Origin of the sequence: Vogesella sp. AC12, from assembly GCF_024437575.1 — a bacterium.
Lineage (GTDB): Bacteria > Pseudomonadota > Gammaproteobacteria > Burkholderiales > Chromobacteriaceae > Vogesella > Vogesella indigofera.
This window is the reverse complement of the sequence record NZ_JANFNU010000001.1, coordinates 496,149-510,848: the sequence shown is the minus strand read 5'-3', so window position 1 is coordinate 510,848 and position 14,700 is coordinate 496,149. Positions and strand designations below refer to the sequence as shown.

10 protein-coding genes are annotated in these 14,700 nt (G+C 64.1%); 4 read left to right on the top strand and 6 right to left on the bottom strand.

Annotated features, from left to right (window positions below):
* The first annotated feature begins 193 nt into the window (after positions 1-193).
* From cysT to NOM55_RS02565, 4 genes are all read left to right on the top strand, one after another.
* Complete coding sequence (gene cysT / locus NOM55_RS02580; protein ID WP_120809933.1) at positions 194-1,033, top strand: sulfate ABC transporter permease subunit CysT; 840 nt, start codon at positions 194-196, stop codon at positions 1,031-1,033.
* A complete protein-coding gene (cysW, locus tag NOM55_RS02575; RefSeq protein WP_255907361.1) occupies positions 1,033-1,914 on the top strand; it encodes a sulfate ABC transporter permease subunit CysW in 882 nt (293 codons plus the stop codon). Before cysT ends, cysW begins: the two co-directional genes overlap by 1 nt.
* Positions 1,915-1,991: 77 nt before the next feature.
* Positions 1,992-3,068: a sulfate/molybdate ABC transporter ATP-binding protein gene (locus tag NOM55_RS02570; protein WP_255907360.1), complete on the top strand. Its 1,077-nt coding sequence runs from the start codon at positions 1,992-1,994 to the stop codon at positions 3,066-3,068.
* Positions 3,065-3,994 (top strand): CysB family HTH-type transcriptional regulator, encoded by a 930-nt coding sequence (locus NOM55_RS02565; RefSeq protein WP_120809935.1) that lies wholly within the window; start codon positions 3,065-3,067, stop codon positions 3,992-3,994. Before NOM55_RS02570 ends, NOM55_RS02565 begins: the two co-directional genes overlap by 4 nt.
* A gap of 86 nt (positions 3,995-4,080) precedes the next feature.
* On the opposite strand, the gene NOM55_RS02560 is transcribed toward NOM55_RS02565, so the two are convergent.
* The 6 genes from NOM55_RS02560 to NOM55_RS02535 form a co-directional block, all read right to left on the bottom strand.
* Positions 4,081-6,066 (bottom strand): methyl-accepting chemotaxis protein, encoded by a 1,986-nt coding sequence (locus NOM55_RS02560; protein WP_120809936.1) that lies wholly within the window; start codon positions 6,064-6,066, stop codon positions 4,081-4,083.
* Positions 6,067-6,318: 252 nt separating this feature from the next.
* Entirely contained in the window at positions 6,319-7,005 is a 687-nt protein-coding gene (gene narI / locus NOM55_RS02555; RefSeq protein WP_047965428.1) for a respiratory nitrate reductase subunit gamma, read from the bottom strand.
* 57 nt (positions 7,006-7,062) lie between these two features.
* Positions 7,063-7,725, bottom strand: coding sequence for a nitrate reductase molybdenum cofactor assembly chaperone (gene narJ, locus NOM55_RS02550; protein ID WP_369793019.1), 663 nt, complete (start codon positions 7,723-7,725; stop codon positions 7,063-7,065).
* Between the two features lie 2 nt (positions 7,726-7,727).
* A complete protein-coding gene (narH, locus tag NOM55_RS02545) occupies positions 7,728-9,278 on the bottom strand; it encodes a nitrate reductase subunit beta (protein ID WP_047965429.1) in 1,551 nt (516 codons plus the stop codon).
* 89 nt (positions 9,279-9,367) lie between these two features.
* A complete protein-coding gene (locus tag NOM55_RS02540; protein WP_047965430.1) occupies positions 9,368-13,069 on the bottom strand; it encodes a nitrate reductase subunit alpha in 3,702 nt (1,233 codons plus the stop codon).
* A gap of 273 nt (positions 13,070-13,342) precedes the next feature.
* On the bottom strand, positions 13,343-14,560 hold the full coding sequence (locus tag NOM55_RS02535; RefSeq protein WP_255907359.1) for a sugar MFS transporter: 1,218 nt from the start codon (positions 14,558-14,560) through the stop codon (positions 13,343-13,345).
* Positions 14,561-14,700: the final 140 nt, after the last annotated feature.

Below are 14,700 nucleotides of genomic sequence, written 5' to 3'. Positions count from 1 at the left end.
GGCCGCGGCCGCCGCTCGCCGGCTGAAGATTTGCCCGCTCGCGCCCACCCCGTTCCCGCTGCCGGCTTTTTCGCTTATTGAATAAGCAACGAAGAATTCCTTATTTTCGGAATAAGGTCGCCGGCAATATCCTGTTTGCAGTTATATAAAAACAGGATGCCGCGATGCCTACTACCCATGACGGAGGTGCTCCATGACCAAAGCGCCGACCCTGCCCCGCGTGTTACCCGGCTTCGGCCTGTCGCTGGGCTTCACCCTGACCTATCTGTCGCTGGTGGTGCTGATTCCGCTGGCGGCAGTGTTCATCCGTGCCAGCAGCCTGAGTCTGGAAGCGTTCTGGGACGCGGTGACCGCACCGCGGGTGCTGGCTTCCTACCAGCTCAGTTTCGGCATGGCGCTGCTGGCCGCCGCCATCAATACCGTGTTCGGCCTGCTGCTGGCGTGGTCGCTGGTGCGTTACCGTTTTCCCGGCAAGAAGCTGGTCGACGCGCTGGTGGACCTGCCGTTCGCGCTGCCCACCGCGGTGGCCGGTATCGCGCTGACCGCGCTGTACGCCGGTAACGGCTGGCTGGGGCAATACCTGGAGCCGCTGGGCATCAAGGTGGCGTTCGGCCCGCTGGGGGTGCTGGTGGCACTGGTGTTCATCGGCCTGCCCTTCGTGGTGCGCACGGTGCAGCCGGTGCTGGAAGACCTGGAAACCGAGCTGGAGGAAGCCGCCACCAGCCTTGGCGCGCACCGCTGGCAGACCTTCCGCCACGTGATCCTGCCGGTGCTGCAGCCGGCGCTGATGACCGGCTTCGCGCTGGCGTTTGCCCGCGCCGTCGGCGAGTACGGCTCGGTGATCTTCATCGCCGGCAACATCCCGATGGTGTCGGAAATCACCCCGCTGATGATCATCAGCAAGCTGGAGCAGTACGACTACGCCGGCGCCACCGCCATCGCCAGCGTGATGCTGGTGGCGTCGTTCCTGCTGCTGCTGGCCATCAACGGCTTGCAGGCGTGGCAGGCACGCCGTAACGGGAGGAGCGAATAATGGCCGCCATTACTGCCAATCTGTATGCCCAGCACGACCGCGCCGCGCTGCTGGAAAGCCGTCAGGCCACGCGCGAGGCGCGCTGGGTGAAGTACACCATCCTCGGCACCGCGCTGACTTTCTTCGCCATCTTCCTGCTGCTGCCGCTGGCGGTGGTGTTTGCCGAGGCGCTGGCCAAGGGCTGGCACACCTATCTCGATGCGCTGGTGGAGCCGGACGCATTGTCGGCGGTCAAGCTCACCCTGCTGGCGGCCGTGATCTCGGTACCGCTGAACCTGGTGTTCGGCGTGGCGGCGGCGTGGGCGATCACCCGCTTCGATTTCCGCGGCAAGCAGCTGTTGATCACGCTGATCGACCTGCCGTTTTCGGTGTCGCCGGTGGTGGCCGGCCTGATCTACGTGCTGGTCTTCAGCAGCCACGGCTGGATCGGCCCCTGGCTGCTGGAACACGACATCAAGGTGATTTTCGCGGTGCCGGGCATCGTGCTGGCCACCGTGTTCGTGACCGTGCCCTTCGTGGCGCGCGAGCTGATCCCGCTGTTGCAGGCGCAGGGCCGCGAGGAGGAAGAAGCAGCGGTGGTGCTGGGCGCACGCGGCTGGCAGGTGTTCTGGCACGTGACATTGCCCAATGTGCGCTGGGCGCTGCTGTACGGCGTGATCCTCAGCAATGCGCGGGCGATGGGCGAATTCGGCGCGGTGTCGGTGGTGTCCGGCCATATCCGCGGCGAGACCAACACCCTGCCGCTGCACGTGGAGATTCTCTACAACGAGTACCAGTTCGCCGCCGCCTTCGCCGTGGCCTCCCTGCTGGCGCTGCTGGCGCTGGTGACGCTGGCGGTGAAGAGCTGGATCGAATGGCGCGCCGCACAGGCGCATGACTGATCGCGACCGGCTGGCCGTTGCGGCCAACCTTGCCCCAATTTGAACGGGCCGCGCATGACGCGGCCACGGAGAAAAAGATGAGCATCCAGGTACAGAACATCCACAAGGCTTTCGGCGACTTTATCGCCCTCGACAATCTGACGCTGGACTTCCCCAGCGGCGAACTGGTGGCGCTGCTCGGCCCGTCCGGCTGCGGCAAGACGACGTTACTAAGGGTCATCGCCGGGCTGGAGCAGGCCGACAGCGGCCGCGTACTGCTGGACGGTGACGACGCCTCCGACACCCACGTGCGCGAGCGCCAGGTCGGCTTCGTGTTCCAGCACTACGCGCTGTTCCGCCACATGACGGTGTTCGACAACGTCGCCTTCGGCCTGCGCATGAAGCCGCGCAGCATCCGCCCGTCCGAGGCCGAGATCAAGCGCAAGGTGCACGAGCTGCTGCAACTGGTACAGCTGGACTGGCTGGCCGACCGCTTCCCGGCGCAGCTGTCCGGCGGCCAGCGCCAGCGTATCGCGCTGGCGCGGGCGCTGGCGGTGGAGCCGCGCGTGCTGCTGCTGGACGAGCCGTTCGGCGCGCTGGACGCCAAGGTGCGCAAGGAGCTGCGCCGCTGGCTGCGCCGCCTGCACGACGAGCTGCACATCACCTCCATCTTCGTCACCCACGACCAGGAAGAAGCGCTGGAAGTGGCCGACCGCGTGGTGCTGATGAATCACGGTCGCGTCGAGCAGATCGGCAGCCCGTCCGAGGTCTACCAGCAGCCTGCGACGCCGTTCGTGTACGGCTTCCTCGGTGCGGCCAACCGCTTCGAAGGCCACAGCGGCGCCGGCGGCATCGCCATCGGCAACGCCACCCTCACCGCCGAGCAGAACGGCCAGCACGGCGAGGTGATCGCCTTTGTGCGCCCGCACGAGCTGGACATCGTGCGCCACGAATTCGGCCACGGCATTCCGGCGCGCATCAGCCGCGTGCTGACGCTGGGCGCGCTGACCCGCGTGGAGCTGGAGGGCCGCGACGACGTGGCCGGCCAGCATTTCGATGTCGAACTGCCCGCCAGCCACCCGCTGGCCGGCAGCCTGATCGCCGGCGAGCCGGTACGCCTGCAACCGCGCAGCGTGCGCGTGTTTGCCAACCCCGAAACGGCAGGTGCCGCATGAACTTCCAGCAACTACGCATCATCCGCGAAACCGTGCGGCAGAATTTCAACCTGACCGAGGTCGCCAACGCGCTGTTCACCTCGCAGTCGGGCGTGTCCAAGCACATCAAGGACCTGGAGGACGAGCTGGGCGTGGAGCTGTTCGTGCGCAAGGGCAAGCGCTTTCTCGGCCTGACCGACCCCGGCAAGGAGCTGCTGACCATCGTCGAGCGCATGCTGCTGGACGCCGGCAACATCAAGCGGCTGGCCGAGCAGTTCAGCCAGCGCGACGAGGGCCAGCTGACCATCGCCACCACCCACACCCAGGCACGCTACGCGCTGCCCAAGGTGGTGACCGCATTCAAGAAATCCTTCCCCAAGGTGCACCTGGTGCTGCATCAGGCCAGCCCGGACGAGCTGGTACGGCTGCTGCTGGCCGGCGAAGCCGACATCGGCATCGCCACCGAGGCGGTGGCCGAGGTGCCGGAACTGGTGTCCTTCCCCTACTACAGCTGGCACCACGCGGTGATCGCGCCGCCGGCGCACCCGCTGCACCAGCAGCCGCTGACGCTGGAAACGCTGGCCGATTACCCGATCGTCACCTACCACCACGGCTTTACCGGCCGCGCGCAGATCGACCGCGCCTTTGCCGATGCCGCGCTGGCGCCGGACATCGTGATGGCGGCACTGGACGCCGACGTGATCAAGACCTACGTCGAGCTGGAGCTGGGCGTCGGCATCATCGCCTCGATGGCGGTGGACCCGCAGCGCGATACGCAGGTGCGGGTGGTGGAAGGCGCACCGCTGTTCGGCCACCAGACCACCCGCGTCGCCATCCGCCGCGGCCACTACCTGCGCAGCTACGCCTACCGTTTCATCGAGCTGTGCTCGGCGGCGCTGGACGAGGACACCGTGCGCCGGGCACTGTCACCGGTGGCGCAGGACTGAGAACCGCCGCTTACCCGCGCCCAAAACAATGCGGCCAACCTTTTTCAAGGTTGGCCGCATCGTCATTGCCTGGCGAAAACTGCGACTCAGGCTTGCGAGGTGTGCTTGAAGCGGTCGACCTGCGCCACCAGTTCGGTCGCGGTCTGGTTCAGCTGCGCGGACAGCGCTGCCGCCTCGTCGACGATCAGCGCATTATCTTCGGCCAGCGAGGCGATGCGGCTGATGTTGACGGCGACTTCGTTACTGGCCGCGGCCTGCTGCTGCATCGCGGCGGCGGTGTCCTGGCTCTTGGCCGCGGTCTGGTTGGCCTCGTCGTGAATGCCGTTGAGATCCTGCAAGGTGGCCTGCACCAGGTCGAGGCCGCTTTCCATGCGCGTGCGCGCGGTGCGCATCTGGCCGGCGGCGTTGGCGGTCTCGTTGGTGATCACCTCGATCAGCTGGGTGATTTCCACGGTTTCCTTGCCGGTACGTTCCGCCAGCTTGCGCACTTCATCGGCGACCACGGCAAAGCCGCGGCCCATTTCCCCGGCGCGGGCGGCTTCGATCGCCGCGTTCAGCGCCAGCAGGTTGGTCTGGTCGGCGATGTCGCGGATCGCGGTGATGATCTGGCGGATGCTCTGCGACTTGTCGGCCAGGCTGACGATCACCTCGCCGGCGCTGTCCAGCGAGCCAGCGGTGTGCTGCATCGCCTGGGTGGTTTCCTGCATCCGCTCGCGGCCGGCGTTGACACCCTGCTGCATCTGTTGTGCCACGGCCAGGTTGTCGTGGGTGTTGTCGCGCACCGAGGCGATGCCGACGGTCATTTCTTCGACCGCCGCCGCGATCTGGGTCGACGATTCGCTTTGCGCTTCCGCGGCGGAGGCGGCACGGGCCGACACCGTCTGCAGCGCTTCGGCGGCGCTCATCAGGCTGTGGGCATTGCTCTTCACCACCTTCAGGGTGCCGGCAAAGGCATCGACCAGCTCGTCGAAGGCACGGCCCATGCGCGCGATCTCGTCGTCGCCTTCCAGCTTCGCGCGTGGCGCCAGATCCAGGTTGTGGCTCATGCTGGTCATCAGCTGCTCCAGGCGCATCACCGGCTTGCGGATGCTGCGGTACACCGCCAGGCCGCCGATCAGCAGCAGCAGCGACAGCAGCAGGGTGCCGCCGAGGGTGATCATCAGGCTCTGCCAGGCTTCGTCGATATTCTGTGCCACCACGTCATCCAGTTGCTGCAGCAACTTTTCCTGTGCCGTTTTCAGCTGGCCGATCTGCGCCGAGGTGGCGGCAAACCATTGTTCCGGCGTCACGCTCGGCGGCGTGCCCGGCTCGGCGCCGTAGATATTGCTGCGCAGCTGTTTCAGGGTGGCGGCGGCATCGGATTGCAGGAAGGGCTGCAGCGATTGCGCCAGCTCTGGCGGTGCCAGCAGCAGCAGCTGTCCGGCGCAGGCATCCTGGCGTGCCTGCAGGCCGATGGCCTGGCCGAGGCTGGCCTGGGTCAGGCCACCGCCGGCCAGTGCGCCGTTGACGAAGCCGCGCTCGCGGCCGGCGTATTCCTTGGTGCACAGCAGGTTGGACAAGGCGGTGCTGAAGCGGATGACATCGCCCTCGTCGGAAGCGGTGCCGAGGCTGGCGACCAGCGCGATCTGCGCTTCGATCTGCTGGCTGTAGGCGGCAAAGGCGGCCGGTGCCGCCAGGCTGCGGCCGTCAATGGCGCCACGCTGGCCCAGCAGGCCACGCACGCCACCGGCCACGGTATTGACGCGCTGTTTGACTTCGCCCTCCGGCAGTGCCGTTGCGGTGCTTTCCAGCGCCTTCAGTGCGGCGTCGGCCTTGCTGCGTGCCTCGCTCAGGTTAGGCGGCAATGCGCCCTGCCCGTTCAGATAGCCGTTGCTCAGGCCGCGCTCGGCCTGCAGCGTGTCCACCAGCGTCGAGGCCAGTGTCGAAACCGATACCAGATGCCGGGCTTGCTGCATGTCGCCGAGGAAGCTGTAGCGCTGCAGTGACAGCGTGGAGGCCAGAAAAAAGGTCATCAGACCAAACGGCAGGACAAGCAGGATCAGCTTGTGACCAATACTGAGGCGGGAAAGCATGGCATTGACTCCGGTGGGTAGAGAAATCTTGTCAGGCACGTTCTAAAACCGTTGCGGCCCGGTCATGTTTTATTTTGTATAGGCATCAAGCATAGTGTATTGCCGGCTGATTGTGCGGCCAACATGTTGCACTGCAATCACGGGATCGGCTTGATTCGCCGTCAGTATTGCAGTGCGCCGCAACATCCGCGTTGATTAAGCACAAAAAAGGCCTGATTGCGAAATCAGGCCTTTTTTCAACAACCATGCTTGTTAATGGCGCGGCCGTACCAGCTGCCAGGTGCGACCAAGGTAGGTCACGGCACCAAAACCGCTCCACACGTGCACCAAACGGGTGAACGGGAAGATCACGAACAGGGTCATGCCCATGAACAGGTGCGCCTTGAACATCGGCGACACGCCGGCGACAAAGGTGGCGGCATCGCCACGGAAGGTGATGATGTGCTGTGCCCAGCTCATCAGCAACACCATTTCGTGACCGTCCAGATGACCGGCCGATACCGCGATGGTGGACAGGCCGAGCAGCAAGGTGGCCAGGATCCACAGCAGCACCAGTTTGTCGCGCCAGGTGGTGTTGGCCGTCAGGCGGTCGTTGGAGAAGCGGCGATGCAGCAGCAGCAGTACGCCGATCAGGCACAGGGTCCCCATGATGCCGCCGGCGGTCATCGCGAATACCTGCTTGAAGCTGTGCGTCACGCCCAGCGCATCCCACACCGCCACCGGCGTCAGCAGGCCGACGGCATGGCCGAAGAACAGGCCGATGATGCCGAGGTGGAACAGGATGTTGCCCAGGCGCAGGCTACCGCGATGCAATAGCTGGCTGGATTCGCTCTTCCAGCTGTATTGCTCGCGCTCGAAGCGCATCAGGCTGCCGAGCAGGAAAATGGCCAGCGCGATGTAGGGATAGATCCCGAAAACGAATTGATGCAAGTAGTCCATGTCTTTCTCCTTGCGGCCAACGGGTGCGCGCCAGCGCTCACCCGGACCGTCAGCGGATTAATGGCAGGCGGCCGGGCCGCTACCCTTGGGATAGAAATTGACCGGGGCGATCTGCGGCAGCGTCGGCTTCAGCAGCGGCTCGACACCATCGGCACCGGGGCCGAAGGTTTCCAGCGCCTCGTCCATGTCGCGGATCGGCGGCACCGACAGCGGCTCTGGCGCCACCGGCGACAGCGAGACCAGCGCCTGCAGCACGCCGGCGTAGTCGCTGCCGCTCTCCACCAGCCGGCCGGCGACGTGGGCCAGTACGTGCACCGCATCACCCAGCAGGCGATTGGCTTCGTCGGCCTCGCACAGCGACAGGAATTCCAGGAACAGCGGCACGTAGTCGGGCAGCTCTTCGCTGACCGGCTCGAAGCCGTGCGCCTTGTACTCCTCGATCAGGTCTACCATCGCCTGACCGCGGGCGCGGTCCTCGCCGTGGATGTGCTCGAACAGGTGCAACGAGTGCGACGGGTTGCGGTCGAAGATCTGCACGTAGTCCTGCTGTACCTCGATCAGCTCGCCTGCGGCCAACCTTTGCAGCAGCGGCTCGACCGCGGCCACCAGGGTGGCGTCGTCGGCCAGCACCGCGCGGATTTCCGGCAGCGCAGCGATCAGGTCGGGCTGCGGGTAACCCAGCAGCGCCGCCAGCGCACGATAAATCATCGGGTTGTGCATGCTCATTCTCCGGCGTTGGCCTTGCGGTCGCGACGCATGTCGTGGAACACGATGGGGGATGCCTTCTTCTTGCCGAACAGGCTAGGCTCGGACGTGCCGCTGGAGCAGCCGTTACCGAAGGTGAAGCCGCAGCTGGCCTTGTCGTCGAAGGTGTTTTCCACCATTTCCTTGTGGCTGGACGGAATCACGAAGCGGTCTTCGTAGTTGGCAATCGCCATCACCTGGTACATCTCTTCCACTTGTGCGGCCTTGAGATGGGTGCCCTTCAGCGTGCTTTCGTCGATGACCTTCTCCACGCTCTTCTTGCGCATGTAGCGGCGCATGGCGACCATGGTTTCCAGCGCTTTCACCACCGGCTCTTCCTTGCCGGCAGTCAGCAGGTTGGCCAGGTACTGGATCGGGATGCGCAGGTCTTTCACGTCCGGGATGATGCCGTTCTCGCCGATCAGGCCATTTTCCAGTGCAGACTGGATCGGCGACAGTGGCGGGATGTACCACACCATCGGCAGCGTGCGGTATTCCGGATGCAGCGGGAACGCCACCTTCCATTCCATCGCCATCTTGTAGACCGGCGAATTCTGCGCGGCCAGCAACCAGCTGTCGGCGATGCCCTGCTTCTTGGCTTCGGCGATCACTTCCGGTGCGTTCGGGTCGAGGAACACGCCCAGTTGCGCTTCGTACAGGCTCTTCGGATCTTCGACGCTGGCCGCGGCTTCGATCTTGTCGGCGTCGTACAGCAGCACGCCCAGATAGCGGATGCGGCCAACGCAGGTCTCGGAGCACACCGTCGGCTGACCGGCTTCGATACGCGGGTAGCAGAAGATGCACTTCTCGGCCTTGCCGGTGGTCCAGTTGTAGTAGATCTTCTTGTACGGGCAACCCGACACGCACATGCGCCAGCCGCGGCACTTGTCCTGGTCGATCAGCACGATGCCGTCGTCTTCACGCTTGTAGATGGAGCCGGACGGGCAGCTGGCGACACAGGCCGGATTCAGGCAGTGTTCGCACAGGCGCGGCAGGTACATCATGAAGGTGTTCTCGAAGGCCGAGTACATCTCCTTCTGGATGCCTTCGAACAGCGCGTCCTTGGAACGCTTGCTGAATTCGCCGCCGAGGTCGTCTTCCCAGTTCGGGCCCCACTCGATCTTGTCCATCTTCTTGCCGGTGAGTACCGAGACCGGGCGTGCGGTCGGCGGCGTGATCATTTCCGGCGCGTTCTGCAGATGCTCGTAGTCGTAGGTGAACGGCTCGTAGTACTCGTCGATCGCCGGCAGGTTCGGGTTGGCGAACACGTTGGCGAGGATCTTCAGGCGGCCGCCCTGGCGCGGCTCCAGCTTGCCGTTGGGCTTGCGCACCCAGCCGCCCTGCCATTTTTCCTGGTTCTCCCAGTCCTTGGGATAGCCGATGCCGGGCTTGGTCTCGACGTTGTTGAACCACGCGTATTCGACACCGTCGCGACTGGTCCACACGTTCTTGCAGGTTACCGAACAGGTATGGCAACCGATGCACTTGTCGAGGTTGAGCACCATACCGATTTGGGCACGGATTTTCATTGTGATACTCCTGTTTTTTGCGACAAACCCCGCGCACGACACCTTACAGCGTCACTGCATGCCGGCGCGGGCTTCGCGGCCAAAAGGGTTTAGGCGTTATCAGCCAGCGGCTTGTCCAGCCAGTCCACGTTCTTCATCTTGCGTACGATCACGAATTCGTCGCGGTTGGAGCCGACGGTGCCGTAGTAGTTGAAGCCCCACGACAGCTGGGCATAGCCGCCGATCATGTGCGTCGGTTTGGTGACCGCCCGCGTTACCGAGTTGTGGATACCGCCGCGCTTGCCGCTGGTTTCCGCGCCCGGCACGTTCACGATCTTCTCCTGGGCGTGGTACATCAGGGTCATGCCTTCCGGCACCCGCTGCGACACCACCGCACGGGCAGTCAGCGTACCGTTGACGTTGAACACCTCGATCCAGTCGTTGTCGACGATGCCGGCCTTCTTTGCGTCGATCTCGGACACCCAGACGTGCGGGCCGCCACGCGACAGCGTCAGCATGCGCAGGTTGTCGGAGTAGGTACTGTGGATGCCCCACTTCTGGTGCGGCGTAATGAAGTTGAGGACGATCTCGGCGTTGCCGTTCGACTTCTTGCCCAGTACCGCCGCGGTAGTCTTCAGATCGACCGCCGGTTTGTACACGCACAGCCCTTCGCCAAACGAACGCATCCACAGGTGATCCTGGTAGAACTGCTGGCGGCCGGTGATGGTGCGCCATGGAATCAGCTCGTGCACGTTGGTGTAGCCGGCGTTGTAGCTGACTTCTTCGCTTTCCAGGCCCGACCAGGTCGGCGAGGAAATGATCTTGCGCGGCTGCGCCTGCACGTCGCGGAAGCGGATGGAGTCATGCTCGCGCGGCAGGGCCAGATGGGTATGGTCGCGACCGGTGATCTTGGACAGCGCGCCCCAGGCCTTCACTGCCACGTGGCCGTTGGTTTCCGGTGCCAGCGTCAGGATCATCTCGGCGGCGTCGATGGCGGTATTCAGCTTCGGCTGGCCGGCGGCAACCCCTTCTGCCACGGTCTGGTTCAGGCCGCGCAGCACGTCCACTTCGTGGCCGGTCTTCCAGGCGATGCCCTTGCCGCCGTTGCCCACTTTTTCCAGCAACGGGCCGATGGAGGTGAACTTGTCGTAGATCTTGGTGTAATCGCGCTCCACCACCGTCATCTTCGGCATGGTCTTGCCCGGAATCGGCTCGCACTCGCCTTTTTTCCAGTCGCGCGGGTCGAATGGCTGGCCCAGCTCTTCCGGGGTGTCGTGCATCAGCGGGGTCAGGACCAGATCCTTCTGCACGCCGAGGTAGTCGCCGCCCACTTCCGAGATCGCCTTGGCGAAGCCCTTGTAGATTTCCCAGTCACTCTTCGCCTGCCACAGCGGCTGTACCGCTTCCGACAACGGGTGGATGAACGGGTGCATGTCGGAGGTGTTGAGATCGTCCTTCTCGTACCAGGTCGCGGTCGGCAGCACGATGTCGCCGTACAGGCAGGTGGTGGACATGCGGAAGTCCAGCACCACCAGCAGGTCCAGCTTGCCTTCCACCGCCGGACGCACGGTGATTTCGCTCGGCTTGATGCAGCCTTCTTCGCTGTTCATCACCGCGTTCTGGGTGCCGAGCAGGTACTTCAGGAAGTACTCGTGGCCCTTGCCGGAGGAACCCAGGATGTTGGAACGCCACACGAACATGTTGCGCGGGAAGTTCTTCGGGTTGTCCGGGTCGTTGCAGGCCATGTCCAGCTTGCCGGACTTCAGACCTTCCACCGTGTAGGCGATCGGGTCCTTGCCTTCGGCCGCAGCAAGACGGGTGATGTCCAGCGGGTTGGTGGTCAGCTGCGGTGCCGACGGCAACCAGCCCATGCGCTCGGCCTTGGCGTTGTAGTCGATCAGCGCCATGTTGGCCATGCTGCCGTTGGCAGTCGGGCACAGGATCTCGTTGACGCCCAGTTTCTCGTGGCGCCACTGACTGGTGTGCGCGTAGAAGAAGCTGGTGCCGTTCATCTGGCGAGCCGGACGGTTCCAGTCGGCGGCGAAGGCCAGTGGTGCCCAACCGGTTTGCGGACGCAGTTTTTCCTGGCCGACGTAGTGGCACCAGCCTCCGCCGCTCTGGCCGATACAACCGCACATCATCAGCATGTTGATGATGCCGCGGTAGGTCATGTCCATGTGGTACCAGTGGTTCAGCGCCGCGCCGACGATCACCATCGACTTGCCGCGGGTCTGGTCGGCGTTCTGCGCGAATTCGCGCGCCACCTGGATCACCATCTCCGGCTTCACGCCGGTGTGTTTCTGCTGCCAGGCCGGGGTGTACGGTACGTCGTCGAAGTAATCCTTCGCCACGTTGCCGCCGCCGAGGCCACGGTCGATGCCGTAGTTGGCCGCCATCAGGTCGAACACGGTGGCCACCAGCGCCTGCTTGCCGTCGGCGAGGGTGATGCGCTTGACCGGCACGTTGCGGGTCAGCAGTTCGTCATGTTCGGCCGCGAAGTACGGGAAGGCCACGCCTACCACGTCGTCACGCTGTTCGATCAGCGACAGGCGACCCTTGACTTCGTTGCCGTTGCCGCCGTCCTTCTCTTCCAGGTTCCACTTGCCGGCTTCGCCTTCCGGCTGTGTCCAGCGGAAACCGATGGAGCCGTTCGGTGCCACGATCTTGCCGCTGAGCTCGTCGATGATCAGCGTTTTCCATTCCGGATTGGTGTTCTCGCCCAGATTGGCTTCCAGGTGCGAGGCACGCAGGAAGTAGTCCGGCACGTAACGGCCGCCATCCTGGCGCAGCGTCACCAGCATCGGCATGTCGGTGTACTGACGGATGTAATCGGTGAAGTAGGCCGACGGATTGTCGAGGTGGAATTCCTTGAAGATGACATGGCCCATCGCCATCGCCAGCGCGGCGTCGGTGCCCTGCTTCGGCGCCAGCCAGATGTCGCCGAACTTGGCCATTTCGCCGAAGTCGGACGATACCGCCACGGTCTTGGTGCCCTTGTAGCGCACTTCGGTATAGAAGTGGGCGTCCGGGGTACGCGTCATCGGGACGTTGGAGCCCCATACCATCAGGTAGGTGGAGTTGTACCAGTCGGCCGATTCGGCCACGTCGGTCTGCTCGCCCCATACCTGCGGCGAGGCCGGCGGCAAGTCGCAGTACCAGTCATAGAACGACAGCGGTACGCCACCGATCAGCGACAGGTAGCGGCTACCGGCGGCGTAGGACACCATCGACATCGCCGGAATCGGCGAGAAGCCGACTACACGGTCAGGGCCGTAGTTCTTGATGGTGTAGGCATTGGATGCCGCGATGATTTCATTCACTTCATCCCAGCTGGCGCGCACGAAACCGCCCTGGCCACGCTTGGATTTGTACTGTTTGGCTGTTTCCGGGTTCTGGCTGATCTGTTCCCAGGCGTCAATGGCGCCCATGGTCTTGCGGGCTTCGCGCCACAGCTTCATCAGGCGGCCGCGCACCATCGGGTATTTCACGCGCTGGGCGGAATACACGTACCAGCTGTACGACGCACCACGCGGGCAGCCGCGCGGTTCGTGGTTAGGCAGGTCGGGACGGGTACGCGGGTAGTCGGTCTGCTGGGTTTCCCAGGTAATCAGGCCGTTTTTGACATACACCTTCCAGCTACAGGAGCCGGTGCAGTTCACGCCGTGGGTGGAACGCACGATCTTGTCGTGCTGCCAGCGTTGACGGTAGCCGTCTTCCCACTTGCGGTCTTCTTTTACCACCGCACCGTGGCCATCGGCGAAGGTGGATTTCACCTTGCCCAGAAAATTCAGTCTGTCGAGAAAGTGGCTCATTTTGCCTCCGTATTTTTGCCGCCATCGCGGCCCGCAAAGGTTGGCCGCAAGCGAATGCGGATACCTGTGGTCACGGTTGACAGAATAGGAAAACGGGGCAATGGCGCCCATTCGCCACAGGTGGCAGCGATGCGGCGCAGAGGGAGGAAGGCGACTAGTTCGAAAGAGGTAGACGGCTCCGGCGTTGGGAGGTATCCGCCTCGTGATGCGGTGGCGCGACGACCATGAAAAAGCCGCTCCCAAGGGAGCGGCTTCAGCGCGGCCAAACGACCATCAGCGTGGTTTGTGACCGGCAATACCGTAGTAGAAGATGAACAGGTAGCACAGCAGCGGCACCACGAACGACAGCAGCAGTCCGAGACTGTCCGCCAGCGATGCCTGCAGCAGTGGCATCAGCGCCCCGCCGACAATCGCCATGCACAGCACGCCGGAACCGGCACTGGTGAAGCGCCCCAGCCCGTTCAGCGCCAGCGAGAAGATGGTCGGGAACATGATCGAGTTGCACAGCCCGACCGCCAGCAGGCTCCACATCGCCAGCTTGCCGCCACACAGCACCGCCACGGCGATCAGCAGCACGCTGAGCAGCGCGTTGCAGGCCAGCACCTTGCTGGCGGCGACGTGGCGCATCACCACGCTACCCAGGAAGCGGCCAACCATGGCGCAGCCCCAGTACACCGCCAGCAGGCGGCCGGCCGCGGCCTGGTTCAGGCCGCCGATATCCGGCAACTCCATCAGGCTGACCAGGAAGCTGCCGATACTGACCTCGGCGCCGACGTAGACGAAGATCGCCACCGCGCCCAGCAGCAGATGGCGGTACTGCCACACGCTGTGGCGCACCACCTCGCCGGCGGCGGCCGCCTGCTGCGGATGCTCGTCCTTGATTGCCGGCAGGCGCAGCAGTGCGAACACCACCGCGATGGCGAACAGCAGACCGGCCAGCACCAGATACGGCAGTTGCACCGCGCTGGCCTCGGCCACCGCGCCGTCGTGGCTGTCGACCAGGATCAGCATCGCGCCCAGCAGCGGCGCCACGGTGGTGCCTAGTGCATTGAAGGCCTGGGTCAGGTTGAGGCGGCTGGACGCCGTCTTCGCCGGCCCCAGTCGCGTCACGTAAGGGTTGGCCGCAACCTGCAGCACGGTGATGCCCGCCGCCAGCACGAACAGCGCACCGAGAAAGGCCGGATACGACAGGCTGGCTGCCGCCGGGTAGAACAGCAGGCAGCCGATGCCGGCGGTGCACAGCCCGGCGACAATGCCGCGCTGGTAGCCACAGGCCTGCACCAGCCGCCCAGCCGGCAGCGACACGATGAAATAGGCGGTAAAGAAGCTGAACTGCACCAGCGCCGCCTGCACATAGCTCAGCGCGAACACGCCCTTGAGATGCGGCACCAGGATGTCGTTGAGCGAGGTGATCAGACCCCACATGAAGAACAGGGAAGTCAGCACCGCCAGCGGCTTCCCGTATTGTGGTGTATGGACATGCTGTGGCATGTGACTAGGGCTCCGTGTGTTGTTATGCATGGGAGCGGTAGTCTAATGACAATGCGGCTTGTACTCGATTACTTTCACCATTCTTACAACAATTAAGCGGCAGTCATTGCGGTGGCCGTATTTTTTCCTGTTGATTTTCA

Coding starts and splice junctions, on each gene's coding strand:
- NOM55_RS02540 (WP_047965430.1), bottom strand. CDS start 13,069: ATGAGCCACTTTCTCGACAGACTGAATTTTCTGGGCAAGGTGAAATCC.
- NOM55_RS02535 (WP_255907359.1), bottom strand. CDS start 14,560: ATGCCACAGCATGTCCATACACCACAATACGGGAAGCCGCTGGCGGTG.
- narH (WP_047965429.1), bottom strand. CDS start 9,278: ATGAAAATCCGTGCCCAAATCGGTATGGTGCTCAACCTCGACAAGTGC.
- NOM55_RS02560 (WP_120809936.1), bottom strand. CDS start 6,066: ATGCTTTCCCGCCTCAGTATTGGTCACAAGCTGATCCTGCTTGTCCTG.
- NOM55_RS02565 (WP_120809935.1), top strand. CDS start 3,065: ATGAACTTCCAGCAACTACGCATCATCCGCGAAACCGTGCGGCAGAAT.
- narI (WP_047965428.1), bottom strand. CDS start 7,005: ATGGACTACTTGCATCAATTCGTTTTCGGGATCTATCCCTACATCGCG.
- NOM55_RS02570 (WP_255907360.1), top strand. CDS start 1,992: ATGAGCATCCAGGTACAGAACATCCACAAGGCTTTCGGCGACTTTATC.
- cysW (WP_255907361.1), top strand. CDS start 1,033: ATGGCCGCCATTACTGCCAATCTGTATGCCCAGCACGACCGCGCCGCG.
- cysT (WP_120809933.1), top strand. CDS start 194: ATGACCAAAGCGCCGACCCTGCCCCGCGTGTTACCCGGCTTCGGCCTG.
- narJ (WP_369793019.1), bottom strand. CDS start 7,725: ATGCACAACCCGATGATTTATCGTGCGCTGGCGGCGCTGCTGGGTTAC.